Origin of the sequence: Devosia pacifica (assembly GCF_014652635.1) — a bacterium.
In the GTDB taxonomy this organism is placed as follows: domain Bacteria; phylum Pseudomonadota; class Alphaproteobacteria; order Rhizobiales; family Devosiaceae; genus Devosia; species Devosia pacifica.
This window is the reverse complement of record NZ_BMZE01000003.1, coordinates 199493-224679: the sequence shown is the minus strand read 5'-3', so window position 1 is coordinate 224679 and position 25187 is coordinate 199493. Positions and strand designations below refer to the sequence as shown.

At 62.3% G+C, this 25187-nt stretch carries 25 protein-coding genes; 16 read left to right on the top strand and 9 right to left on the bottom strand.

Going from position 1 to position 25187, the window contains the following annotated elements; genetic code table 11:
• Positions 1-4: 4 nt before the first annotated feature.
• The 3 genes from moaB to IE127_RS13920 all read right to left on the bottom strand — a co-directional run bounded on the left by moaB (position 5) and on the right by IE127_RS13920 (position 2833).
• Positions 5-541 (bottom strand): molybdenum cofactor biosynthesis protein B, encoded by a 537-nt coding sequence (gene moaB / locus IE127_RS13930; protein ID WP_189426327.1) that lies wholly within the window; start codon positions 539-541, stop codon positions 5-7.
• Positions 510-1919 (bottom strand): MFS transporter, encoded by a 1410-nt coding sequence (locus IE127_RS13925; protein ID WP_189426326.1) that lies wholly within the window; start codon positions 1917-1919, stop codon positions 510-512. The genes moaB and IE127_RS13925 overlap by 32 nt, the downstream gene beginning before the upstream one ends.
• Before the next feature lie 80 nt (positions 1920-1999).
• A complete protein-coding gene (locus tag IE127_RS13920; protein WP_189426325.1) occupies positions 2000-2833 on the bottom strand; it encodes a uracil-DNA glycosylase in 834 nt (277 codons plus the stop codon).
• 67 nt (positions 2834-2900) lie between these two features.
• Between IE127_RS13920 and IE127_RS13915 the strand changes: the two genes are divergently transcribed.
• The 3 genes from IE127_RS13915 to IE127_RS13905 all read left to right on the top strand — a co-directional run bounded on the left by IE127_RS13915 (position 2901) and on the right by IE127_RS13905 (position 7306).
• Entirely contained in the window at positions 2901-4553 is a 1653-nt protein-coding gene (locus IE127_RS13915) for an electron transfer flavoprotein-ubiquinone oxidoreductase (RefSeq protein ID WP_189426324.1), read from the top strand.
• A 124-nt stretch (positions 4554-4677) separates the two neighbouring features.
• Positions 4678-6417 (top strand): tetratricopeptide repeat protein, encoded by a 1740-nt coding sequence (locus IE127_RS13910; protein ID WP_244640248.1) that lies wholly within the window; start codon positions 4678-4680, stop codon positions 6415-6417.
• 4 nt (positions 6418-6421) lie between these two features.
• Positions 6422-7306, top strand: a complete 885-nt coding sequence (locus tag IE127_RS13905) for a 4-(cytidine 5'-diphospho)-2-C-methyl-D-erythritol kinase (protein WP_244640202.1) — start codon at positions 6422-6424, stop codon at positions 7304-7306.
• Here the strand turns inward: IE127_RS13905 and IE127_RS13900 are convergent.
• Entirely contained in the window at positions 7303-8319 is a 1017-nt protein-coding gene (locus IE127_RS13900; RefSeq protein WP_189426322.1) for a polyprenyl synthetase family protein, read from the bottom strand. The two genes, IE127_RS13905 and IE127_RS13900, sit on opposite strands and share 4 nt — an antisense overlap.
• Before the next feature lie 94 nt (positions 8320-8413).
• Between IE127_RS13900 and IE127_RS13895 the strand changes: the two genes are divergently transcribed.
• Genes IE127_RS13895 through IE127_RS13885 form a run of 3 tightly spaced genes read left to right on the top strand, consistent with a single transcriptional unit; the run spans position 8414 to position 10340 of the window.
• Entirely contained in the window at positions 8414-9196 is a 783-nt protein-coding gene (locus tag IE127_RS13895; protein WP_189426321.1) for a tRNA1(Val) (adenine(37)-N6)-methyltransferase, read from the top strand.
• A 47-nt stretch (positions 9197-9243) separates the two neighbouring features.
• On the top strand, positions 9244-10089 hold the full coding sequence (locus IE127_RS13890) for a S49 family peptidase (protein WP_189426320.1): 846 nt from the start codon (positions 9244-9246) through the stop codon (positions 10087-10089).
• Positions 10090-10091: 2 nt separating this feature from the next.
• A complete protein-coding gene (locus tag IE127_RS13885; protein ID WP_189426319.1) occupies positions 10092-10340 on the top strand; it encodes a hypothetical protein in 249 nt (82 codons plus the stop codon).
• On the opposite strand, the gene IE127_RS13880 is transcribed toward IE127_RS13885, so the two are convergent.
• Positions 10337-11212 (bottom strand): phosphotransferase family protein, encoded by an 876-nt coding sequence (locus tag IE127_RS13880; protein ID WP_189426318.1) that lies wholly within the window; start codon positions 11210-11212, stop codon positions 10337-10339. The two genes, IE127_RS13885 and IE127_RS13880, sit on opposite strands and share 4 nt — an antisense overlap.
• Positions 11213-11323: 111 nt before the next feature.
• Between IE127_RS13880 and IE127_RS13875 the strand changes: the two genes are divergently transcribed.
• The 4 genes from IE127_RS13875 to IE127_RS13860 all read left to right on the top strand — a co-directional run bounded on the left by IE127_RS13875 (position 11324) and on the right by IE127_RS13860 (position 14187).
• Positions 11324-12226 carry a glycine--tRNA ligase subunit alpha gene (locus IE127_RS13875; protein ID WP_189426776.1) on the top strand — a complete coding sequence of 301 codons (903 nt, stop codon included), beginning with the start codon at positions 11324-11326 and terminating at the stop codon, positions 12224-12226.
• Positions 12216-12752: a GNAT family N-acetyltransferase gene (locus tag IE127_RS13870; protein ID WP_189426317.1), complete on the top strand. Its 537-nt coding sequence runs from the start codon at positions 12216-12218 to the stop codon at positions 12750-12752. The genes IE127_RS13875 and IE127_RS13870 overlap by 11 nt, the downstream gene beginning before the upstream one ends.
• 67 nt (positions 12753-12819) lie before the next feature.
• Positions 12820-13404, top strand: a complete 585-nt coding sequence (locus IE127_RS13865) for a hypothetical protein (protein ID WP_189426316.1) — start codon at positions 12820-12822, stop codon at positions 13402-13404.
• Positions 13405-13623: 219 nt separating this feature from the next.
• Positions 13624-14187, top strand: a complete 564-nt coding sequence (locus IE127_RS13860) for a hypothetical protein (protein WP_189426315.1) — start codon at positions 13624-13626, stop codon at positions 14185-14187.
• Positions 14188-14192: 5 nt separating this feature from the next.
• Here IE127_RS13860 and IE127_RS13855 read toward each other — a convergent pair whose 3' ends face one another.
• Entirely contained in the window at positions 14193-14813 is a 621-nt protein-coding gene (locus IE127_RS13855) for a class I SAM-dependent methyltransferase (RefSeq protein ID WP_244640201.1), read from the bottom strand.
• A gap of 137 nt (positions 14814-14950) precedes the next feature.
• Between IE127_RS13855 and IE127_RS13850 the strand changes: the two genes are divergently transcribed.
• The 5 genes from IE127_RS13850 (at position 14951) to IE127_RS13830 (ending at position 20847) form a co-directional block, all read left to right on the top strand.
• A complete protein-coding gene (locus tag IE127_RS13850) occupies positions 14951-15508 on the top strand; it encodes a LemA family protein (RefSeq protein WP_189426313.1) in 558 nt (185 codons plus the stop codon).
• A 5-nt stretch (positions 15509-15513) separates the two neighbouring features.
• A complete protein-coding gene (locus tag IE127_RS13845) occupies positions 15514-17409 on the top strand; it encodes a DUF2207 domain-containing protein (RefSeq protein ID WP_189426312.1) in 1896 nt (631 codons plus the stop codon).
• Between the two features lie 49 nt (positions 17410-17458).
• On the top strand, positions 17459-17737 hold the full coding sequence (locus IE127_RS13840; RefSeq protein WP_189426311.1) for a YrhK family protein: 279 nt from the start codon (positions 17459-17461) through the stop codon (positions 17735-17737).
• A gap of 105 nt (positions 17738-17842) precedes the next feature.
• Positions 17843-19867, top strand: coding sequence for a glycine--tRNA ligase subunit beta (glyS, locus tag IE127_RS13835; protein WP_189426310.1), 2025 nt, complete (start codon positions 17843-17845; stop codon positions 19865-19867).
• A gap of 5 nt (positions 19868-19872) precedes the next feature.
• Positions 19873-20847: a DUF808 domain-containing protein gene (locus tag IE127_RS13830; RefSeq protein WP_189426309.1), complete on the top strand. Its 975-nt coding sequence runs from the start codon at positions 19873-19875 to the stop codon at positions 20845-20847.
• A gap of 10 nt (positions 20848-20857) precedes the next feature.
• Here IE127_RS13830 and rnhA read toward each other — a convergent pair whose 3' ends face one another.
• The 3 genes from rnhA to ispH are packed head-to-tail and all read right to left on the bottom strand — an operon-like array spanning position 20858 to position 22769.
• The gene (rnhA, locus tag IE127_RS13825; protein ID WP_189426308.1) at positions 20858-21292 is read right to left on the bottom strand and encodes a ribonuclease HI; all 435 of its coding nucleotides are present in this window, start codon (positions 21290-21292) and stop codon (positions 20858-20860) included.
• Entirely contained in the window at positions 21289-21801 is a 513-nt protein-coding gene (locus tag IE127_RS13820; RefSeq protein WP_189426307.1) for a GNAT family N-acetyltransferase, read from the bottom strand. The genes rnhA and IE127_RS13820 overlap by 4 nt, the downstream gene beginning before the upstream one ends.
• Positions 21798-22769 carry a 4-hydroxy-3-methylbut-2-enyl diphosphate reductase gene (gene ispH / locus IE127_RS13815; RefSeq protein WP_189426306.1) on the bottom strand — a complete coding sequence of 324 codons (972 nt, stop codon included), beginning with the start codon at positions 22767-22769 and terminating at the stop codon, positions 21798-21800. Before ispH ends, IE127_RS13820 begins: the two co-directional genes overlap by 4 nt.
• 101 nt (positions 22770-22870) lie before the next feature.
• Here ispH and IE127_RS13810 point away from each other — a divergent pair, with 101 nt between their 5' ends.
• Positions 22871-25159: a putative PEP-binding protein gene (locus IE127_RS13810; RefSeq protein WP_189426305.1), complete on the top strand. Its 2289-nt coding sequence runs from the start codon at positions 22871-22873 to the stop codon at positions 25157-25159.
• Positions 25160-25187 lie beyond the last annotated feature (28 nt).

Below are 25187 nucleotides of genomic sequence, written 5' to 3'. Positions count from 1 at the left end.
GGCGTTATCTTTCGGTCAGTCTCGGCATCAGTTCGACGAAGTTGCAGGGGGAGTGACGGTAATCGAGCTGCTGGGAGAGAATGCCCTCCCATGCATCACGACAGGCGCCGCGCGAGCCGGGCAGGCAGAATACGAACGTCGTGTCGATCAGGCCGGCGGTCGCGCGGCTTTGTAGTGACGAGGTGCCGATAGTCGTTGCCGAGTACTGGTGAAACAGCACCGAAAAGCCGTCCATGCGCTTGTCGAACAGCGGCTCGATGGCCTCTGGAGTCACGTCACGTCCCGAAAAGCCGGTGCCACCTGTGGTTAGCACGACGTTAACATCATCTTGCGTGACGAGTGACTGAACCGCTGCCCTGATCGCCTGTTTGTCATCCGGGACGACCTGGCGCCCCACGCACCGATGCCCATCCGCCTCGAGCAATTCGACCAGCAAGGCACCACTGGTATCTGTCTCGATGGTACGGGTATCGGACACCGCGATGACGCCGATGCCGAGAGCGACGAACTCACGATCCGGATTGCGGGCGCTCTTGAACATTGGTTTGGTCCTTGTCTTCCGGCTCTGCCTCGGGGGCAGTGGAGGCTTCGGGGTCGGCTGGCGGATCAGCCAGGTAGGTATCGGGTTCCGCTCCATCAGCCACCGGGTCATCGCCTGTTGCCTCGGTAGTGCTTTCGGCATCGGCACTCTGCTCGCTTCGCGGATCGAGCATGAACGTTTCCGGGCTTCCGCCGCGCGGAATCGTCATCGGCTGGAACGGTTCGCGTTCCGAGGCATCCTTGGCAGTCCGCACCCGCATGCGCAAGTAGGCGGCAACGGCCAGGATCGTATGAAATACCATGGTTATGGAGAACAGAGCCACCGGCCCGAACATGCCCATCGCCATAGAGGCAACAGCCGGTCCGATCGCGAGCCCGGTGCCAAGGATTAAAAGCATGCTGCCGGCGATACGGGCGAAATTGCCATCCTCGGCGAAATCGTTGGCATGCGCGACCGCGACAGCATAGATCGGGTTGGCAGCAAAGCCGTAGGCCGCGAACAGCACGAACATCAGCGCGCCCTGGGTGGGGTTGATCAGCAAGAGCAGGGCCCCCACCAACGCCGCGAGGCCACTCATGGCGATCAGCACGATACGCCGGTCGATGCGGTCCGAGAGACGGCCGACAGGGATCTGTGCAACGGCACCGAGAATTGCCGTGATCGCGAACAAAAAGGCGATGCCCGCCGCGTCGAACCCCTGCTCATAACCATAAACGGGCGCGAGCGTGCCGAACGCTCCGTTCGCCATGCCTACGGAGAACGCCGCGATAGCCGCAGCAGGCGAGGTGCGATAGAGCAGGCGAAGATCAAGCTTTGCCGACGAGATCGGCTTGGGCTGCGGGCTCGAGGTCAGCGCCGTCGGCATCACCGCACAGATAAAGCTTATGGCGCCGATGACGAATGGCAGGTATCCGGCCGTTCCCGTTACCGACATGGCGATCTGCCCCATGGTCGAGGCGGCCATGTTGATGGTCACATAGATCGAAAAGATCGTGCCGCGGCTGCGGTTGTCCGCCACTTCGTTCAGCCAGCTCTCGACGATCATCGCCGCGCCGGCAAAGCAGAACCCGGACAGCGCACGCAGGACGATCCAGCTGACGTCGTTGATCCACAGCAGGTTCAGAAGGATGGTGATGGTGCCAATGGCTGCCATGACCGAGAAGGCCCGGATATGCCCCACCTGTCGCACCACCATCGGCACGGTGATGGAACCGGCAACGAAGCCGACGGACCATCCGGTGCCGATGAGGCCCAGCGCCAACAGCGAAAACCCTTCTTCCGCGCCACGCACGGAGAGAAGCAGCCCCTGCAGGCCGCCCCCGAACATGAGGAGGGCGGAGCCCAGGAACAGGGCATAAATCTTTATCACTGAAGCCATTGGTATGAAACGAGAACCTGAACGAACCAGATATAGCGACACTGCTGTGCGTCGCGCTGCCGGTCAAGCTGAACCTCAAATCAATCGTGCGGTGCTTTCATGCCGAGTTCACGCATCTTGGCCTTGAGCGAGAGCATGTCGCGCCATGCCTGATGCTTGGCGCCGGGTGTTCGCAACAGATAGGCCGGATGGAGGGTCGGCATCGCCTCGGCCTGATGAGAGCCGACAGTGATGTTGGCCCAGTGCCCACGGCGCTTGAGGATGCCCTCACTGGTATCGAACACGGTCTTCATCGCAGGCCCTCCGAGCGTCACGATCAGTCGCGGTGCTACCAGTTCTACCTGGCGATTGATGAATGGCAGGCACAACGCCATTTCTTCCGGGGTCGGGGTGCGGTTGCCGGGTGGCCGCCACGGCACGGTGTTGCAGATATAAACGCTGCTTCGATCGAGGCCGATGGCAGCGAGCATGCGGTCGAGCAACTGGCCGGAGCGCCCGACGAACGGTTTGCCCTGCCGGTCTTCTTCCGCGCCCGGTGCTTCGCCGATCAGCATGATCTCGGCATTGGGGTTGCCGTCCGCAAAGACGAGTTGCGTGGCGCGGCGCTTGAGCCCGCACCCATCATAGGCCTCGAGCGTCGCCTCCAGCGCCTCGAGAGTTGCGCAATCCTTGGCGAGGGCGCGCGCTTCAGCCGGATCTGAACTCATCGAAGGATCGCTGGCCGGCACGGGTGGCGTCGCCGCAGGCGCGCTTTCTGCGCGCTGTCGCGGCTTGAGAGCCGCTTCGACAGCCTGGCGTTGCTGCGCAAAGCGGTCGACCGGCTCTTCCCCGATTGCCGTATCGACCCCTGCGGCGCTGTACCATTCCAGCACCGAGAGCAGTTGATCGCGATTGAGGGTTTGGTTGGCCGGCATGAGTTTGTTATGTCACATGCCCACCCTCGCGGCCAGTCACAGCCGCTTTGCAAGGAGCAGGAACGGCATGACCGACGCGGCCGAGCGCGAGATGCTGCAAACCGATGTTGTGATTGTCGGGGCAGGCCCTGCAGGTCTTGCCGCCGCCATTAGGCTCAAGCAGAAATCGCCGGAGCTTTCGGTTACGGTGCTCGAAAAAGCCGCAGAGATCGGCGGTCACGTGCTCTCGGGCGCGGTGATGGACCCGGCGGGTCTTGCGGCGTTGTTTCCGGATTGGCGCCAGCGCAATCCGCCCGTCGGCCCGGATGTGACACGCGATGAGATGTTCTATCTCACCCCCAGCAAGGCCTTTGCGTTTCCGCATCAAATACTGCCGCCGCAGATGAAAACGAGAAACGCGCTGATCATCAGCCTTGGCCGGCTGTGCCAGTGGCTCGGCGAGCAGGCGGCCGAGCTTGGGGTCGATATCTTTCCAATGACCGCTGCGGTCGATGTGCTGACCTCGCCAGAGGGCGCGGTGACCGGTGTCATCACCGGCGATCTCGGCGTCGACCAGGCCGGCAACCCGAAGGACGGCTACGCCCAAGGGGTTGGCATTGAGGCGCGCTACACGCTTCTCGGCGAAGGCGCGCGCGGATCCCTTGCCAAAATGGTGATCGAGCGGTTTGATCTCGCAGCGGGCAGGGCGCCGCAAAAATACGGGCTGGGCATCAAGGAGATCTGGCAGGTTGATGATACCCGCCACGAGCTCGGGCGCGTCGAGCACTACCTCGGCTATCCGCTCGACGACAAAACTTCGGGCGGAGGGTTTGTCTATCATGCCGAGAACAACCAGCTCTACGTCGGGCTTGTGGTTCATCTCGACTACGAAAATCCCACGCTCTCTCCCTTCGACGAGTTTCAGCGGTTCAAGAAGCACCCGAGGCTTGAAGGCATGCTCGACGGCGGCGAGTGCATTTCATATGGCGCGCGTGCGCTGACCTCTGGGGGCTGGCAGTCCATCCCAAAGCTCGCCTTCCCGGGCGGGGCGCTGATGGGATGTTCTGCGGGTTTCCTCAATGCGCCGCGCCTCAAGGCCATCCATAATGCAATGTTCTCCGGCATCGCCACGGCAGATGCCGTCGGCGCCGCCATCGCCGATGGGCGCCAGCACGATGAAATCGACAGGCTCGAGGACCGGGTGATGGAAACCGGCATCGCCGCCGAACTGAAACCGGTGCGCAACGTCAAGCCACTGTGGTCACGCTTCGGAACCCGTCTGGGGGTTGCGTTGTCCGGCATGGAGTTGTGGAGCCAGGCGCTGTTCGGCGCGTCTCCTCTCGGAACCCTGAGCCACAACAAGCCGGATTTCGCGGCGCTGAAGCCGCTTTCCGAGGTGGAGCCGCTTTCCTATGAGCGGGGCGATGGCGTTCTCACCAGAGACCGCTCGGCCTCCGTACACCTCGCCAACATTTCGCATGACGAGGACCAGCCGGTACATTTGCGGCTCGACGATCCGACGGTTCCAATCGAGCACAATCTGCCGATCTATGGCGAGCCGGCGCCCCTCTATTGCCCCGCGGGCGTCTACGAAATCGGCGAAACCGATGGGAAAAAGGTCTTCCGTATCCACGCGGCAAACTGCGTCCACTGCAAGACGTGCGACATCAAGGATCCGGCGCAAAACATCGCCTGGGTGCCGCCTGAAGGTGGCAGCGGGCCGAACTACAGCGGAATGTGACCGCAACGGGTACGCCATGCACTTGCGAGATGGCCGCAAAATGGCCCATCTTCTGGCCACTGTCGTGACCGCGCGCGAGAGCGTCGCGCAGTCGCCATTCTAGGGAGAGACATTACACGTGCACATGACCTTCGGCCAATTGCTGCGCCCCGTAGCCGCTTCCCTTCTGCTCTTCGGCGCGACAAGCGCTTTTGCCCAGAGTGGCGACCGAGAATTCCTGCCGCTTTATCAGCAATCCGTCACCGGCAACTACGTCGCTGGCCAGCAGGCGCTCTCGGATCTTCGCACCGCCGAGGCTTCGCGCTACCTGACGGCGGCAGCGGAAGCCGCGTGGGATGACCCGATACTGGTGGAGCGCGCCTTCATCGGTCAGGCGGTAGATGGCCAGATCGGACGCGCCGCCGCAACCGCGAAACACCTGCTTACGCTTGATAATGCCAACCAGCTCGCGCAGTTGGTGGTAGCGGCCGAAGCGCTCAAGGAACGTCGCTATTCCGCCGCCAGCCAACGGCTCGCCGGCATGAGCCAGGACAGCTTTACTGCCATCACCGGCACGTTGATGCGTGCCTGGGCGCTGGTGGGCATGGACCGCGCCGACGAAGCAGATCAGCTACTCGTGACGCTCGGGGAAACCGGGCTCGCTGACTTCCTGGTATTCCACCGCGCGTTGATTGCCGAGGCATCCGGGGACCAGGACAAGGCCATCCGACTTGCCGGGGAGGCCTACGAGAACGAGCCGTATGTCGCCCGAATCGTCGAGGTCTATGCCCGTGTCCTCGCCAATGCCGGTCAATTCGACGAAGCACAGCAGGTGATTGACGCGTATTTCAACCAGGGGCTGACGCATCCTGTCGTGCGCAATGTTGCGGAAATGATCGAGCGTGGCCAGCGTCCCGGCGTGTTCGCGGCGAACGTTCAGATCGGTGCGGCAGAGATGTTCCACGGCATCGGCGTTGCCTTAGCGCGCGATGGCAGCCGCGATCTGGCCCTGATCTATTTGCGGCTCGGTCTCTACCTCGATTCATCGGCCGATGTCCTGTCGCTGGCTCTGGGGCAGCTTTTCGATGAAGCCGGGCGCCGCGAAGCTGCCAACGAAGTCTATAATGCTATCTCTGCAACCTCGGAGATGAAGCCGACCGCCGTCGTGCGCGTGGCGCAGAATCTCGATGCTATGGGCGAACGTGAAGAGGCGCTGCGCCGCCTCGGCAACATCGTTGCCACAAACCCCGAAGATCTCGACGCCGTTTCCGTTCTTGGCGACATCCTGCGCTATGACGAGCAATATTCCGAGGCCGCGAACGCTTACACCAAGGCTCTTGAACTGAGCGGAGGCGAGAGCCCGGCGGATTGGCGCTTCTATTACGTGCGCGGTATCGCGCATGAGCGCAACGACAACTGGCAAGCCGCCGAGGACGATTTCCTCAAGGCGCTCGAACTCAATCCGGATCAGCCGCAGGTGCTCAACTATCTCGGTTATAGCTGGGTGGATATGGGCATGCATCTCAATCGGGCGCTCGGCATGATCGAAACAGCGGTCGCTGCACAGCCACGCGATGGCTATATCGTCGATAGCCTCGGCTGGGCGTTTTATCGGCTCGGCCGGATCGAGGAGGCCGTTGCGACGCTCGAACGCGCCGTACAGCTGATGCCGAACGATCCCGAGATCAACGACCATCTGGGTGACGCCTACTGGAAGGCCGGCCGTCGCGACGAAGCGCGGTTTCAGTGGAACATCGCGGCATCCGTCGATGAAGAAGGTAATGTCAGCGAGCGCGTGGCGCCCAAGCTCGAGAACGGGCTGACCGAGGAAACGTCCACTGACCCGGTGGCCGAGGAGGACGACGAGCCGTTGCCGGAGGTCTGAGCGCGTGTTCTCACGCGAAATGCTTCAGGCCGCGCCTGCCAAGATCAATCTGGCCCTTCATGTGGTGGGACAGCGCAAGGACGGCTATCACGAGCTCGAAAGCCTGATGGTCTTTGCCGAGATCGGCGATGAATTGCGAGCGGTGCCGGCTGAAAACGACAGTCTTGCGATCACCGGACCGTTTGGCACCGGCCTCACTGCCGGGCCGAACAATTTGGTTCTTCGCGCGGTGGCTGGCTTTCGCGAGCGCTGGCCGTCCATCGCGCCAGGACCGATGGCGTTTACGCTGGCGAAGAACCTGCCGGTCGCGGCGGGTCTTGGCGGCGGTTCCGCTGATGCAGCCGCGGCCTTGCGCTTGCTGCGCGATGCGAGTTCAGGCGAGGTTCCCCTCGATGGCCTGCTTGATCTTGCAGCGCAGATTGGTGCTGACGTGCCGGCCTGCCTGGTGTCAGCGCCGCTTCTGGCACGCGGTGCGGGAGAGATTCTGGAGCCTTTGCAGAGCTTTCCGAAGGCCAGCGTGGTGCTCGTCAACCCTTTGATCGAGGTGCCGACCGGCGAGGTATTCCGAAAGCTCCTGTCGCGAGACAACCCGCCACTTCCAGCGTTGCCCGAGGCGATGGATCGTCCTGTTCAGCTTGCGCTTTGGCTGACCGAGACACGCAACGATCTGCAGCCTCCCGCGATGGAATTGGTGCCGCAGATCGGCGCCATCACCGAACGGATCGCTGGATCTCCCGGCTGCATGCTGGCGCGCATGTCCGGTTCCGGCGCGACGGTGTTCGGGGTTTTTGGCTCTAGCGCCCAAGCGCATCAGGCAGCACACGAACTACGCGCGTTGTGGCCGGACTATTGGGTCGCGGCGGCGCCGTTGATCCAGCCCGAGGCTTAGTAGGCGCGGCTGACGCTGTGCTCGACGACGCGGGCGAGAATCGATTTCATCGAGGAGTCCGCAAGCCCCCCGAGCGCTTCGATTGCAGCCTGCGCGTGCTCGTGCGCTTTGCTCAGGGTGCGGCTCAACGTGTCGTAGCGCGTCAGGATCGTGACGACCTGCTGCACCTCGAACTCGCTGGCATCGGCCTTGCCGAGCGTGTTGGCGATCGTCTGGTGTTCGGCAGGCGTGGCATCGGAAAGCGCCAGAATGATCGGCAAGGTCATCTTGCCTTCACGCAGATCGTCCCCGACGTTCTTGCCGAGCGTGCCGCTCTGGCCGCCATAATCGAGAACGTCGTCGACGAGCTGGAAGGCGGTGCCCAATTCCAGGCCATAGCGCGACAGCGCCTCGCGCCCGGCCTCGTCCGCGCCTCCGGCCATGGCGCCGACCTCGCACGCAGCACGAAAGAGCACTGCCGTCTTGGCGCGAATGACCTCGGCATAATCCTCGGGCGTCGTATCGAGGTCCTTGGTTTTCGCGAGTTGGAAAACCTCGCCTTCAGCCATTGCGGCAGAGGCTGCGGCCAGCACAGCCAGGGCGCCGACGTCACGGGTTTCGACCATCATCATGAAGGCCTGGCCAAGCAGGAAATCGCCGACAAGGATCGAGGCCTTGTTGCCCCACACCATCCGTGCAGCGGGCCGGCCGCGGCGCATGTCGCTTTCATCCACCACGTCGTCATGCAGCAGCGTGGCGTTGTGCATGAACTCAACGGCCGCGGCGAACCGCACGGCTGAGCCACCGCTATTGCCGAACATCCGCGCCGCCGCGACCGTCAGCATCGGACGCAGGCGCTTGCCACCGCTTTCAATGAGATAGCGGGCCAGTTCGGGGACCATGTCGACATGCGAATGCGCGCGCTCGAGGATCAGCGTGTTGACATTGTCCATGTCCTCGCGCGTCGCGGCGATCAACTGCTCGATGGCATTGCCGTCCGTCTCTTGCTGCTGGTGATGAACCGAAACCGCCATCAAGTCCTCTCGTTCGAGCGGGTCGTGTCGATCCGGGTTGAGGCCGGACCGTGGGTGGCGCTAGATAAGGGATGCCACACGCCCGATAGGTGCGATGTCCCTAGACCACGCTGAAGACTTTGTAAAACGTCTAGAGCCGACCGAGGATGCGTTTCTCGGCGGTCGGCTGGCCGTCTTGCAGCCCGCGAAGGGCTTTCGTGCCGGGCTCGATAGCGTCCTCCTTGGTGCGGCAGTCGGGGCAGGGAAGGGGCGTCTGCTGGACCTCGGCGCCGGTGTTGGCACAGCCAGCCTCGTTGCGATGCATCACAATTCGTCGCTGAGCGCGCTGCTGGCGGAACGCGACGAGGCGATCCTGCCGCTGACCCACAAGAATCTCGCACGTAACGGTTTTTCCACCCGTGCCGAGGCAATCTGCGTCGATGTCTGCGCCAGAGGCCGGGATCGGCAGGCCGCAGGGCTCGAGCCGGACGCGTTTTCGCGGGTGATCGCCAATCCGCCATTCTTCGATGAGGCGGCCGGAACGCGGGCGGGAGCGGCGCGCGCCGATGCGCGACATATGGCCGCTGAAGCGCTTGATCTTTGGGTTCGGGCGGCGGCGACATGCGCGGCGGCGGGCGGCGAAATCGTCTTCATCTATCCGGCGGCGGGGCTGGTGCCGCTGATCAGCGCCTTCGATCAGCGCTTCGGCGCCATCTGCCTGTTGCCGCTTTCGCCGCGCCCGGAAGCGGATGCGACGAGGATCCTGGTCCGGGCCCGAAAAGGCTCACGCGCACCGCTTCGGATGTTAACACCACGTTACCTTCACGCCCGTGAGGGACGGGCGTTCATGCCCGAGTTCGAGGCAATCTTTCGCGGTGAAGCCCGGCTCGACTGGTAATTGCCCCGACAACCCCCTAAATCTGCCGAAACACGAAAGGGAGCGATATGGCGTCAAAGTCGACGGGGTTCGGCAACACCATCCGGCGGATCTTCAAGCGCGAAGGACCGGTGGTGCCGGTGGTCCGGCTACATGGCGTGATCGCTGCGGAACAACGCCCGGGACGGCTGAACCTTGCGACCGTGGCGCCATTGCTGAAACGCGCTTTTGCGATGAAGTCGGCCCCGGCTGTCGCGATCATCGTCAATTCGCCGGGCGGCTCTCCGGTGCAATCGCGGCTGATTTCGAAGCGCATTCGCGATCTGGCCAACGAACACAACAAGCCGGTGCTGGTGTTCGTCGAGGATGCTGCGGCCTCTGGCGGCTACTTCATCGCCGTCGCTGGCGACGAGATCATCGCCGACCCATCCTCCATCGTCGGCTCGATCGGCGTGATCATGGCGACGTTCGGCTTTGTCGATGCCATCGCCAAGCTTGGTGTCGAACGCCGGGTGCACACCGCCGGCCGAAACAAGTCGACGCTCGATCCCTTCCTTCCAGAAAAGGCTGAAGACGTTGAGCGGATCAAGGGCTTCGAGCTCGATATCCATCAGGTCTTTATCGATCATGTAAAGCAGCGCCGCGGCGATCGGCTGAAAGCACCTGACGACGAGTTGTTCACCGGCGAATGGTGGACCGGCGTACGTGGGATCAAGCTCGGGCTCGTCGACCATCTAGGGGATCTGCACGAAACGCTGCGTACCCGCTTTGGCAAGACGGTGCGCACCCGGGTGATCGAGCCGAAGCGGGGGCTGCTCAACCTTCCGCGGTTCGGTTTTTCGGCGCGCGAGGCCATAGCCGACGTCAACAGCGCGGTGGAAGATCGCGCATACTGGGCGCGGCTGGGGCTTTAGCCATGTCGGCAGTGCTTCTGCGCCTGATCGTTGTCGGCGTCATCGGCTTGATGATCTTTTTCGGCGCGCGCCGAATCTGGCGGGACTGGACCAGCCAGTTCAAATCGCTCGATGAAGAAGACAAGGCGCGTCGCCGTGCCCGCGACCTGCGCGAGCGTCAGCGGCCGGATGTCATCGACCTCAAGCGGAGTGATGATGGCACGTATCGCCCGGAAGACCGTAACAAGAATCAAGAGGACGACCGTCGCTAGCGGCCCTCGATTAAGATCGACCGGCACCAAGCCATGACGGCAGGATCATCATGGGCATGCGTCCATGCAGCGGCGATGAACCGCCGAGCCGCCGGATAGGCCGCTGCAAGGCCGCGCCGTTCGAGCCACGCCATTGCGAGCGCCCTGTCAGCCGGTCGAGCATTCGGTGAAATCTGCGGATCGAGATAGGCAACAACTGACCACGATTCGAGCGCGGGATCGGCGATAAGGGTCGTCTCGCCGAAGTCGAGAACGGCGCTGACGCGTCCGTCGGCGATCAGGACATTGCCCGCAAACATATCAAAATGAACAAGGGCCGGTGCGTCGCAATCAGGCAGCGCGTCGACGATGTCCGGTCCAAGCGCGGCGAAGAACGTCTCGGGAGCCTCGGCGCGAATAGCCTCCAGCTTCTTTCCCAGGTACTGCTGGTAGCTGTCTGCCCGCACCGGGTGTCCGCCACCGAGCTCGCCGACATATGGTCTGTCAGGTATAATCGTCTGGATCGCCGCACTTGCATCGAGGTAGGACGTGAGCACAGCTTCCCGCTGCCGTCCCTCGATCGTCTCGAACAGGTGCGCCAGCGGCACGCCGGCCAATCTGCGTTCCACCGCGACCGCACGTCCTTCCACCTCCTCGACCGTCTCGATATGCGGCGTGGCGAAGGGAAGGTGATGTGCGGACTTTGCGATCTCGGCAGCCAAACCCTGTCTCTGGCGAAGCGAGTCCATGCTTGCTCCGGGACGCGCAATTCGAAGAACGCGGTTTTCATCGAGGGCGAAGACACGCGCCTCGCCACCTTCGCCAATGAGCCTTGCCTGCGACAGGCCGAACCGGCGCAGAATGACATTCTCTTCATGGTCAGGCGCAAGCATGGCCTATTCTCTTGCCTCCGGTGCGAGAGCAGTTGACCGCTTCACGGTGCGACACTACGGTCCGCGCGCATCTACAGCCGGACCGCATCGATGAGCACTATAAAGCCCCACATGGACCCCAAGAACTCGTTTCAGGGGTTGATCCTGACGCTGCAGAATTTCTGGGCGGAGCAGGGCTGTGTGATCCTGCAGCCTTACGACATGCAGATGGGTGCGGGAACCTTTCACACTGCGACGACCCTGAGGGCGCTGGGCCCAAACCCCTGGCACGCAGCCTATGTGCAGCCGTCGCGCCGCCCGACCGACGGCCGCTATGGCGAGAACCCCAACCGACTGCAGCACTATTATCAGTTCCAGGTGATTTTGAAGCCGTCCCCGGCCAATATCCAGGATCTGTATCTGCAGTCCCTCGCGGCGATCGGGCTTGATGCGAAAATGCACGATATCCGGTTCGTCGAGGACGACTGGGAAAGCCCGACGCTGGGCGCCTGGGGGCTCGGGTGGGAATGCTGGTGTGATGGCATGGAAGTCAGCCAGTTCACCTATTTCCAGCAGGTGGCGGGCTTTGAATGCTCGCCCGTGCCCGGTGAGATCACATACGGTCTCGAGCGCCTTGCGATGTATGTCCAGGGCGTCGAGAATGTCTACGATCTCAACTTCAATGGCGGCACCGGCGAAAATCGTGTCAGCTATGGCGATGTGTTCCTGCAGAACGAGCAGGAGTTCTCGAAGTACAATTTTGAAGTCGCTGAGACCGAGATCCTGTTCCGGCACTTCACCGATGCCGAAAACGAGTGCCGGGCAATCCTCGAGAAAGGCAAAGAGGGCAATCGCCAGACGATGGCGGTGCCTGCCTATGAGCAGGTGATTAAGGCCTCGCACAATTTCAACATGCTTGATGCGCGCGGCGTCATTTCGGTGACGGAGCGGCAAAGCTATATCCTCAGGATCCGTGAATTGGCGAAAGCCTGCGGCGAGGCATGGCTGCAAACGGCTGGCGGCGGTGCGGAGTGATCCGAACCTTCTGAGACGCGCATCCGACCGCGACAAGCCGCTCGTTGCGCGCCTCATTCAGCTCTACCTCTACGATCTCGCCGCAGTTGTCGATTTTCCGATCGGTGCCGATGGCCTTTACGACTACGAGTTTCTCGAGGCGTTCTGGCACACGCCCTTCGGTGCCGATGGCCTTTACGACTACGAGTTTCTCGAGGCGTTCTGGCACACGCCCTATCTGCTGCAGCGCGATGGCGAGCTTCGAGGCTTTGCTCTCGTCAAACGCGGTTGTCCGCTGACGGATGAAGAGGACTGCTGGTTCATGGCAGAATTCTTCGTCATGCGGCCCTATCGCAGGACGGGATTTGGCAGTCGGGCGGTCAAGGAAATCTTCGAGGCGCATCCGGGCCGCTGGCACGTGCCGGTCCTGATGGAGAACGCACCCGCGCTGAATTTCTGGCAAAAGGCGCTGGAGCCGTTTTCGGCGGTGTCTGAACCGGTCGCATATGACGGCGCTGATTGGCGATTGTTCCGGATGACGGGCTAGTACAAATGGCTGCCTCGCGCATGCACCGCCAAGGCTTTTATGCTTGCGGCGGTCACGAGGACGCAGCATGTCCAATCAGTACCAGGCAAGGAACGGCCTGACTGAGCAAATCAAGAGCTACACTCTGACGCCAACCGGCATTGACTGGTGGATGGGAGAGCGGCGGGGCTCCATGTCCTATGCCGATATCGTGAGCCTTAGACTGATCAGGTACGCCTCGCCGGGCGGCACCACGTACCAATGCACTATTCGTTCCAATGGCCAAAAGCTGCAGTTGCGGTCTCAGCATTACCGCAGCCTAGGTGCCTACGAGGACCGGCGCTTGCAATACGCCGCCTTCGTGCGCGAACTGTTGAGCCGTCTTGCCGACCGCGACGACATCAAGTTCATCGCTGGCAGCACCGCGCTGTGGATGATGTGGATCGGCGTTCTCGTCCTCAACTTGGGCCTCGTCCTGATACTGGTGCTGGTCATCTTCGACGACATGATGTCGATCAGCGAGTCCGGTATTCCGGCTCTCTTCGTCGTCGCCACTGCCCTACCGCTGGCATGGCGCAGCGTGCGCAAGGGCTACGCCAGCCGCTTCGATCCGCGCGATCCGCCGGAAAAGCTCCTGGGCGTCGCAGCGAGCGATCACCAGGCCAGCTTGTAGACGCCAGCATCTGCCCCGCCATTAGCGTCATACGGTTTTTTCGACCGCTTCTGGCACACGTCTTATCTCACCAGGCATGAGGATGAGATCGCAGGCTTTGCTTGATGGATCTGATTGGCGGATGTTTCGCCTGACCGCTTAGTACATGTGAGTGAGCTAAAACACCTCGCGAGCCGGTATCGTCGCTCCTATGCTGCACGTGCATGAGGGCAATCGGGCATGTCGATGCAGTATCAGGCCAGGAACGGGCTGACTGACAAGGAGGCGCGCTACACGCTGACGCCGACCGGTATCGACTGGCAGGCGGGCGAGAAAAGCGGCTCACTTGCCTTTGACGCCATCACCAGCCTCAGACTGATCGACTACGTCTCACCGAACGGCACCGCCTATCAGTGCACGATCAAATCCCACGGGCACAAACCGCTCAAATTTCGGTCCCAGCACTATGTGAGCCTTGGAGCATTCGAGGACAGACGCACGGGATATTCTGCGTTTGTCCGCGCGCTGCTGCACCGGCTGGAGCACAGAAACGATATCAGGTTCATCGCTGGCAGCACTGGCCTTTGGATCATGTGGCTGAGCGTCGGGCTGATCTATCTGGGGGTAGCTCTGGTCCTGGTGTTGGTCATCCTTGAAGAGGTCGCGTCAATCAACCTCTCCGGTATTCCCGCCATTATCATTGCAATCGTTGCGGTGCCGCTCGTTTGGCGCAGCGTGCGCAAGGGCAGAGCGAAGCGATTTGATCCAAGGGACCCGCCCGCATCGCTGCTCGGTGCTGCGTAGAGCGCTCAGTCGAGGCCATATACACCCGCGTGCGGCCGGTCTGTTGAAGACTTCACACCGAAATCACCGACCGCGTAGCGTGCGATGACGCTGAGGCGGGACAGAGGCAGATCGGTGCGCCCTGGATCGCCGATTATTACGTCGATCCCCGCCGATCGGCATTGCGCAAGCCAACCCAGCATCGTGCTTGCAATGTCTTTTGCGTAAAAGACGTCTCCGGCGAGAATCAGGTCCACTGGGGGCGGTGGGCCAAGTGTCGGGTCGCCATCGAGCAGCGTGATGGTGGAGGCGTTGGCATGCGCATTGAGGCCCAGCGCAACGCGCCCGAGCGGGTCAGTCTCTGCGGCGAGAACCGTTGAGGCGCCGGCCTTGAAGGCGGCAATGCCGACCAGTCCCGACCCGGCGCCGAGATCGAGCACTCGGCGGTTGGCAACCAGGTCCGAGTGGCATCCGATATGGTGTGCGAGCGCCAGCCCTCCGCCCCAGCAATAAGCCCAATAGGGCGTACTGGCCTGCATGCCGGTGACCTGCAGCAATTGGCCGATGCGGCTTTTCTCATGCGCCTGATAGAGCCTGAGACCTTCAATGCCGGTTACGGCGCGCAGTGCGAGGCGCTCTTTGATCAACGCGGATGCGCGTTGGCCCCACGCAACTGCCCGACTATCACGCATTGGGGCGAAAACTGGTGCAATTGTCGTTGTTGTGTGCTGTCGGCAACGGTGGCAATGTTCGGCGCGACCGCTCAAGAACTGGGACGAAGCTCATGGAATGGATCGTTCTTCTCGTTGTCGTGGCCCTCGTCGTCTACGCCATCTGGCTCTACAACGATTTGGTACGCAAGCGCCAACTTGTGGAGGAAGGCTGGTCCGGGATCGACGTGCAGCTCAAGCGTCGCACCGATCTGGTTCCCAACATGCTCGAGACGGTGAAAGGCTATATGAGCCATGAGCGCCAAACGCTCGAGGCGGTGACCAATGCCCGCGCTGCGGCCCACTCCGCGCAAGGCGCCTCACCCGCTCAACGCGCCCAGGCAGAAGGCATGCTGTCTGCGGCGCTCGGTAGGTTGATTGCCGTCGCCGAGGCCTATCCCGACCTCAAGGCGAACACCAATTTTCTCGAATTTCAGGACACGCTGCGCTCGCTCGAAGACGAGATCCAGATGGCTCGGCGCTATTATAACGGTGCGGTGCGCAACCTGAACGTCGCCGTCGAGTCGGTGCCCTCGAACATCGTTGCCAACATGTTCAAATTCGAAAAGGCGGAGTATTTCGAACTCGACGATGAAGCCGAACGCGCCGTTCCCGACGTGAAGTTTTCCTGACGCTCATGCTTGTCCGCCTGCTCTTCGCCATTGTTGCCTTTGTCTGCCTGCAGCAGCCGCTGCAGGCGCAGCAGCGTGAACAGATCCAACAGTTTCACAGCGACATCACCCTGAGGCCCGATGCTTCGGTCGAGGTGGTGGAGACAATCGAGGTCATCGCGCTGGGCCGGCAGATCCGGCGCGGCATCTTCCGCGACGTGCCGCTGAGCATGGTCGACGATGACGGTAACCTGATGCGCTCCGCCATCGATGTGCTGAGCGTTACGAGGGACGGCGAGCCGGAAAATTTCCGTCTGGAGCGCATGCAGGATGTCATGCGGCTATGGATCGGTGATCCGGATGTGCGGATCGGCACCGGAGCGCACCGCTACGTCATTCGCTATACGATGGACCGTATGGGCCGCTTTTTTGCGGACTATGACGAGATCTACTGGAATGCTACCGGCACCTACTGGGATTTCTTCATCGAGAATGCCGAAGCCACGGTGCACCTGCCGGATGGGGCAGAAATTCTCGATACAGCGGGGTTTGTCGGCCCGCGCGGCTCAACCGACCAGTCGGTCGATATAACGCGGCAGGGCGATGGGACGGTGCTGTTCGAAGCGCAGCGTCCATTGGCGCCGCGCGAGGGCCTGACCGTTGCCGTCAGTTTCGACAAGGGCGTTCTTGTCGGACCCGATGGTACTCAGCAGCTCTTCTACTGGTTCTATGATCGGCAGGACCTGCTCCTGCCTTTGGCGGCAGTTTTGGCCGTGCTCGCCTATTTCTTCAGCAGTTGGAGCGCTGTCGGCCGGGACCCGCCGAAAGGCACGATCATTCCGCTCTATCACCCGCCCAAGGGCTTCTCGCCGGCTCTCGTTCACTATGTGCACAACTGGGGCTGGAAGCAGGGCGGCTGGCTGGCGCTGACCGCAGCGGCGTTCAATCTCGGAGTGAAGGGGCTGATCACAGTCGACAATTCAGATGACAAGATCGCCCTCAGGGTGACGGGCGATCAGCCCGAGGGTGAGTTGCCGCCGGGAGAAGCGGTGCTCTACCGGTTCATCAATTCGCGGCGCAGCGTCGTCATCGGCAAGAAGATCGGCAAGACACTGGTGACCAAGCGCGGCGAGTTCACCAGTGCCATTGCGCAGGAAAGCCGCGACATGTTCTTCAAGAACAACTGGCTCTATTCCACCATCGGCATTGTTCTGGCGCTCGCCGCCGTCGCCGGCATGGTTTGGCTCGGATACTTGCCGTTTGAATGGCTGATCTTCGCGTTTGTCGGCGGGGTGTTTGTCGGCGTGTTCTTCTCGGTGGTCGCCGACATGATCGAACGCCCCGGCCTGGCGACGATTTTCGTCAGCGTGTGGGCCGTGGTCATCGGCGTTCAGTTCAGCAGCATGCTGGCGGACATGATCAGCGGCATTGATCTTTCCTATGCCGTCGTCGCGGCATTCTCGATCGTTGCGATCACCGTGGCATTTGTGGTGCTAATGCGTGCACCCACGATACAGGGCCGCAAGGTCATGGATCAGATCGACGGGCTGAAGCTTTATCTCGAGACCGCCGAGAAGGAGCGCCTCAACATGCGCGACGAACCGCCAATGACGGTGGAACGGTTTGAGCGACTCTTGCCCTATGCCATCGCGCTCGGGGTGGAAAAGCCCTGGTCGGAGCATTTCTCCGCGGCGTTGGCGCGGGCCTCCGACACGGGAGCCAGCGCCGAATATCGGCCGCGCTGGTATAGCGGGACAGGGAGCTATTCGCCCTCTCGCGTTGCCGGAAGCATGGCTGCGACCGCCGCCGGGCTGAATTCGGCGATGGCGGCAGCCGCCCCGACGAGCTCCTCGTCTTCCGGCGTTGGTGGGGGCGGCTTCTCGGGTGGCGGAGGCGGCGGCGGTGGCGGCGGCGGCTGGTGACGACCAGTGGGCCTCGCACCATTTGAACCGACAAGACAGGAGATAGCACATGCGCTGGTTTGACCCCCGGCACAGGAACAAATCCCCGGACCATCAGCGGCTATATGCCGTGACAGAACTCTGGTACACCGTCGTCGATTTCGGCGCCGCCGGCTCATTCGTCGTCGGTAGTATCCTGTTCTTTTTCGACAGCACGCAGATACCGGCGACGTGGCTGTTCCTGATCGGCTCGATCCTGTTCGCGGCCAAGCCAACGATACGGCTGTGGCGCGAAGTTCAGTTCTTCCGGCTCGGCCGCTACCAGCGGCTGGCGGAGCGCGCTGAATAGCGCGGGCGAGCAGCAAGTGAGGCAGGGCGGCCCGGCAACGTCCAGTAGACTTGGCGGGCCGCGCTTGCTAGGCAGGCGTGCCCACACTGAATGCTGGTTCTCTTCATGCCCGAACTGCTGCTCGAACTCTTCTCGGAAGAAATCCCCGCCCGTTTCCAGCGCCGCGCCGCCGATGACCTCATGAAGGCGGTTACCGATGCGATGGTGGATGCCGGCCTCGTCTACGAGGGTGCGCGCGCGTTCGTGACGCCGCGACGGTTGGCGCTGACGGTCTCGGGTGTGCCGGCACGGTCTCCCGATACGCGTGAAGAGCGCAAGGGCCCGAAAGTCGGCGCGCCGGAAAAGGCCGTCGAGGGGTTCCTGCGGTCAGCGGGGCTCAACTCAATCGATGAGGCCCAGGTCACGAGCGACCCGAAAAAGGGTGATTTCTACGTTGCGACCATCGAGCGTCCCGGCGCCGATGCCGAAACGCTGCTCGCAACCATCCTGCCGAAGATCATCGGAGACTTCAGCTGGGCGAAATCAATGCGCTGGGGCCGTGGGGACATGCACTGGGTGCGCCCGTTGCGCGCCATTACCGCAACCTTCGGGCCGGAAAACGAAGACCCGGCGATCATCGATTTCACGGTGGGCGAACTCAAGGCGGGGCAGACCACCTATGGTCACCGTTTCCTCGCGCCCGACGCGATCCGCATTCGCCGGTTCGACGACTATCAGACAGAGCTCGAGCGGGCCAAGGTCGTGATCGATCTCGACCGGCGCAAGGACACGATCCGCACTGATGCCGAGCACTTGGCGTTCGCGCAGGGACTGAGTGTCATCGCCGATGAGGGGCTTCTGGAAGAAGTCGCCGGTCTGGTCGAGTGGCCCGTAGTGATGATGGGGTCGTTCGATCCGCGCTTTCTCGAACTGCCCGAAGAGGTCATCATCGCGACCATTCGCGCCAATCAGAAATGCTTCTGCCTGCGCGGCGCGGACGGCAAGCTGGCGCCGAACTTCATCATCACGTCCAACACAATTGCCGAGGACGGCGGACAGACGATCATCGCAGGCAATGAGCGCGTCATCCGCGCGCGGCTGAGCGATGCGATGTTCTTTTATAAGCACGACCTTGCGATCCCGCTGGAACACGGTCTTCCCAAGCTTGAGGACATGGTGTTTCACCAAAAACTTGGCACGCAGTTCGTACGCGTCGAGCGCCTGGTAAAGCTGGCGGGAGAACTGGCCCCACAGGTCGGCGCTGATGTCGAGCGCACCAAACGTGCGGCGATGCTGGCCAAGGCCGATCTCGTCACCGGCATGGTCGGCGAGTTCCCTGAACTACAGGGCCTGATGGGACGCTATTACGCGGCGGCGCAAGGCGAGCCGACCGAGATCGCCACGGCGATTGAGATGCACTACAAGCCACTCGGCCCGTCGGACCGGGTGCCGACCGAGCCTGTCTCGATCGCTGTCGCGCTTGCCGACAAGCTCGATCTCCTGACCGGGTTCTGGGCGATTGACGAAAAGCCGACGGGCTCGCGCGACCCGTTTGCGCTGCGCCGCGCTGCGCTCGGCGTGATCCGCATCGTTACCGAAAACGGGCTACGGTTGCCGCTCGATGTCGAACCGGAACTGCTCTCCTTCTTCCACGACCGGCTGAAGGTGAGCCTGCGCGATGCCGGAGCACGGCACGATCTCGTCGACGCGGTGATTGCCGAAGACAGCAACGATATCCTCGAGATTACCAGGCGCGTCGAAGCACTGTCCAACCTGCTCGCCACGGCAGATGGTGAAAACCTCCTTGCCGGCTATCGACGCGCCGTCAACATCCTGGTTGCCGAGGAGAAAAAGGACGGCCGTTCGTATCCCGGAAGCGTCGAAAAGACGTCTTTGCGCGAGCCGGAAGAGGTGGCGCTGGCTGACGCCGTAGGCGCCGCTGCCGAAACCGTCTCCGACCGCTTGGCGCAGGACGACTATGCAGGCGCCGTGACCGCCTTGTCGGCACTGCGCCAGCCGGTCGATGCGTTCTTCGACAAGGTGCTGGTGAACGATGCCGATGCAGCCGTTCGTGAGAACCGGCTGAACCTTCTGGCGCGCCTTCGCGACACGATGCATCTGGTCGCCGACTTCTCCCGAATTGCTGGGTAGGTTTTATGAGCGTTGGCCTCCTGGCACTGCTCGACGATGTGGCTGCGCTCGCCAAGGTTGCGGCGGCCTCGCTCGATGATATCGCGGGCCAAGCGGCCAAGGCAGGCGCAAAGGCCGCTGGTGCCGTCATCGACGACGCGGCGGTGGCCCCGAGCTATGTTCACGGCTTTTCCGCCGATCGTGAACTGCCGATTATCGGAAAGATCGCAATCGGCTCGGTGCGCAACAAGCTGGTCATCCTGCTGCCCATTGCGCTCTTGTTGAGCCTGTTCCTGCCTGGCTTCATCTCGCCGCTGCTGATGCTTGGAGGCGCCTATCTGGCCTTCGAAGGCGCGGAGAAAGTGTCCGAATCGCTGTTCCCGCACCATTCGGAAGCGCATGTCGGCAAGGAAGCATTGGCGGTAAGCCCCGCCGCGCTAGAAGAAGAAAAGGTCGCCGGCGCGATCCAGACTGATTTCATACTCTCGGCTGAGATCATGACGATCACGCTGGCCGAGATCCCAGCCGGCGATTTCATCACGCAACTCCTGGTCTTGGCGTTGGTGGCTATCGCCATCACCGTCGCCGTCTATGGCAGCGTGGCGTTGATTGTGAAGGCCGACGATTTCGGGGTGTTCATGGCGCGCAATGCCCTGACCGGCTTTGGCCGCGCGTTCGGGCGCTGGCTGGTCCGCGCCATGCCGATCTTCATGCGTGCGCTCACGGTGGTTGGCACTGCGGCAATGCTCTGGGTCGGCGGAGGAATTATTGTCCATGGTCTCGCCAGTTTCGGCTTTGCCGGCATCGAACACGCGATCGAGACGCTGGAGCATAGCGCTGCCGACGCCGTTCCACAGGCTGCAAGCATCGTTGCGTGGGTCACCGGGGCCGTGGCATCGGGTCTATTGGCGCTTGCAATCGGTGCGGCGCTCATCCCTCTCGCGAAATATGTGTTGATCCCGCTTATCGACCGGATGAAGGGCGTGTTCGGCGCAGGCTGATTCCCATCAGCTATTTGAATGGCGCCATGCCCTCATTGGCGAGTGCATCGGCGCGCTCGTTGAGATCATGCCCGGCGTGCCCCTTCACCCAATGCCAAGAGACTTCGTGGGTCTTGAGCGCCTCGTCGAGTGCCTGCCAGAGTTCGACATTCTTGACCGGCTTTTTGGCGGCGGTCTTCCAGCCATTGCGTTTCCAGCCGTGTATCCAGCTCATGATGCCGTTTCGCAGATATTGGCTGTCGGTATGGATTTCGACGGTGCATGGGCGCTTGAGGGCTTGCAGCGCTTCAATTGCCGCTGTCAGCTCCATCTGGTTGTTGGTGGTCAGCTTGGCGCCGCCCTTCAACTCCCTGGTACGCCCCTCGTATTCGAGGATCGCGCCCCACCCGCCGGGGCCGGGATTGCCGGAGCAGGCGCCATCGGTGTGGATGATGACTGCACTCATGGGCGGTTGAGGACGTGAAACTGGGTGCCGAGCCCCTGTTCTGTTTCAACATGCGTCTTTCGCATGCCGATGCGCGCGAGAATGGCCAGAGATGCTGCATTTCTGGTATCGGCAAAGCCGATGAAATGCGGCTCGTCGGTTTCAGAAAAAATCCAGTCCCTGAGACCGGACGCGGCTTCGTAGGCGTAGCCGTTGCCCCAGTGTTCGGGCAGGAGGGCGTAACCGATCTCTGGCTCGCCGGTCTTGTAGACGCCGAAGCCGGCCCGTCCGATGAATACGCCGTCGCTCTTGCGCACGATACGCAGTTTGCCGAGCCGCCGCGTCTCGTAAAGCTGCATCCAAAGCGCAAGGGCGGTCTCGCACTGTTCGCGTGTCCATGGAAGGCCATCCGAACGCAGGAAGCGGCTGACTTCCGGGTAGCCATGCAGACGGATCAGATCCTCCAACTGATCTTCGCGCCAGCCATAGAGCGCGAGACGCTCGGTCTCTATCAGCGGCGCGTTTGTCAACGACCGGCCTCGGCGGCGAGTTCGCGCAAGACGCGCGGGACGTTGAAGGCGATCGATTCCTCGGCCGTAACGTGGGTGGTGACGGAGACCTCATACCGCTCGGAGAACGCCGTGATCACCTCCTCGACGAGGCTCTCGGGTGCCGAGGCGCCGGCACTGATGCCGAGGGAAGCAATATCGCCGTAGCGGCTCCAGTCGATCTCGTTGGCGCGATCGACAAGCATTGCAGTGGGACACCCGGAGCGCAAAGCCACCTCAACGAGGCGCTGCGAATTCGACGAATGCGGCGAGCCCACGACGATCATGGCATCGACCTCAGGCGCGACCGCCTTGATCGCCTCCTGACGGTTCGTCGTCGCGTAGCAGATGTCTTCCTTGTGCGGGCTGTTGATACCCGGAAAACGCCGCTGCAACGCCGTTACGATTTCGCGCGTGTCATCGACTGAGAGCGTCGTCTGGGTCACGAAGGCCAGATTGGCGGGGTCTTTCGGCTCGAGCGCTTCGGCGTCAGCGACATTCTCGACGAGAGTGATCGCGCCCTCAGGCAATTGCCCCATCGTGCCGACGACTTCGGGATGCCCGGCATGGCCGATCAAGACGATCTCGTGGCCGTCCTCGAAATGGCGGCGCGCTTCGACATGCACCTTCGAGACCAGCGGACAGGTTGCATCGAGAAAGAACATGTTGCGCGCCTTGGCGCCGGCGGGAACGCTTTTCGGCACGCCATGGGCGGAAAACACCACCGGGGCCTCGGTCTCCGGAATCTCGTCCAGTTCCTCGACAAAGATGGCGCCGCGCGCTTCCAGCCCTTCGACAACAAATTTGTTGTGCACGATCGCGTGACGCACATAGACCGGCGGACCGTACTTCTTGAGCGCCAGTTCGACGATCTGGATAGCCCGGTCCACACCGGCGCAGAAGCCGCGCGGGGCACACAGGACAATCTCTAGCTTTGGGCGTGTCTGCATAGTGCTCAGATGCTTTCTCCCTATCGGCAAGTCAAGCCGTGTTGCCGGTAAGCGGTTGAATGCGCCATATTGGCGAACGTGCAAGACACAAGGATTTCAGTGTGAGCCTCGCCCAGGAAATGTTCGCGGTCGCTCCGGCGAAGGGCAAGGCAAATCTGTCGTCGGGCCAGCTCAAGCTGTTGGCCGGCAAGGCGCGCTGGATCTATCGCGTCTCGGAAGCCGGATTTCCGACCGTTCCCTCGATTGCGATCACTCGCGCGGCATGGGAAGCGCTGCAGAACCAGCGCATGAAGCGCGACAACCGCCTGCGCGTGCATTGGGTCTCCTGCCTGTTTCGCCTCGTCGGCGCGGACGGGCAGGCGCCGCAACTGGTGGTTCGAACCTCAGCGCCTGTTCACAATGGCGGGCTGATGCCCGCCCGCACCGGTATTCCTGCGCCAGTAAGCGAAGGGGATTCCGTTGATCCATCGCGCCCTTTGGGACGGGCGATCAAGGAAGCGTTCGAATCCTATGGCTATGAGCGCGGCCCCTGGCATGGTCAGCGCTCGAGCGATGATCGTGCCCGCCAGATCGTCCTGGTGCAGGCCAATATCGATGACGAATTGGCGGAGTTCCTGACCCGTGATCCGGCAAGCGGTGCGTTGGGGCCGGCGGCGACCGGGCGCGCGCCGCTGCCGCAATTGCCAGATGAGTGCTCTGACCTCGTGGCGCTGCTCGATGCCAAGGCGGGGCGGCACATGAACTGCCTCGTCACCCTCGAGCGCGGTGGCGTCAGGTTTCTTTCTGCCCGCCCGATCCAGGCGAGCGTTGGCGCCGAACTCGAGGCCGCGGTGGAGCGCGCCAATGCCGGCGTCTGGACGCGCCAGAACGCCGTCAATCGTATCGACCCCGGCAGTCTTGGTCAGATCCTTCACCCGCGCCTGAGTTCGGCGGAAACCGCTTTGCCGATTGCCACCGGGCTTGGCGTCTCGCCGGGCGCAGCGAGCGGCGTCGTGGTGTTTTCCGCCGAGGATGCTGCGCGCACGAGGGCCCGCGGCAAGCACTGCATTCTCGTCGTCAACGAGACTGGCCCCGCCGATATCGAGGGCATGAAAGCGGCGACCGGCATTCTCACCGCCCGTGGCGGTATGACCAGCCACGCCGGTGTGATAGCGCGCATCACCGGCAAGCCATGCGTTGCCGGGGTGCGCAACCTCACCGTCAATGCGGTGGAACTGAGTTGCCGCATTGGCGACAAGGATGTGCGGACGGGCGATCCTGTGACGATCGATGGCACTGATGGCTCGGTCTATCTCGGCATGCTGCCACTCAGCCAGCCGAATATCGGCGGTGCACTGGGGACCGTGCTGGGCTGGTCCGACGCCAGCCGGACGATTGCGGTGCGTACCAATGTCGAAACGGTGGAATCGGCACAGACGGCGCTCAACTTCGGTGCCGAGGGCATTGGCCTTGCGCGCTCCGAACATATGTTTTTCAGCACCGAGCGGATGGTGGCGCTGCGGCGCATGATCCTGTCAGAAGATGAGACGGATCGGGCACGGGCGCTCGAAGGGCTGGTCGATTTCCAGAGCGGGGACTATGCCGATCTGTTCTCGACGATGCAGGGCAGGCCAGTGACAGTGCGCCTGTTCGATCCGCCGCTGCACGAGTTCCTGCCGCGCACCGACGAGGATATCGACGATACGGCAGCCTCGCTCGGGCTCGCCGTCCGGGCCTTGCGACAGCGGCTCGAGCGCATTGCCGAGGTCAACCCGATGCTCGGGCATCGTGGGGTGCGGCTGGCGATCACCTATCCGGAAGTGCTGCAGATGCAGATCCAGGCGCTGATGGCCGGGGCGCGGACTGCCAGCGAAAAACTCGGGCGTACGATCCCTGTCGAGATCATGGTGCCTTTCGTTTCGACCGCCAGCGAAGTCGCCTGGGTGCGCGAACGGGTCATGGCGATCGCGCAGAGTTCCGGGCTGTTGCGCTCGCAGCAGGCGAGCCTGTCGTTCGGCACGATGATCGAATTGCCGCGTGCCTGCCTGCGGGCCGGCGAGATCGCCCATATGGTGGATTTCTTCTCGTTCGGCACCAACGATCTGACCCAGACGACCTTCGGCATTTCGCGCGACGACGCCCCGACTTTCCTTGCGTCGTATCAGCGCAAGGGCATCTATGAGCGTGACCCGTTCGTCTCGATCGATCAGAAAGGCGTCGGGGAGATGATCACGATGGCGATTGCGCGCGGCCGGGAGAGTAATCCGGGCCTCAAGATCGGGATTTGCGGCGAACACGCCGGCGATCCGGAATCGCTCGCCTATTTCAGCCGACTTGGCGTCGATTACGTGAGCTGTTCACCCTATCGTGTACCTATTGCGCGCCTGACCCTCGCGCAGGCATCTGCATAATTGAACCGGTAATCTGTTGAAAGGCCAT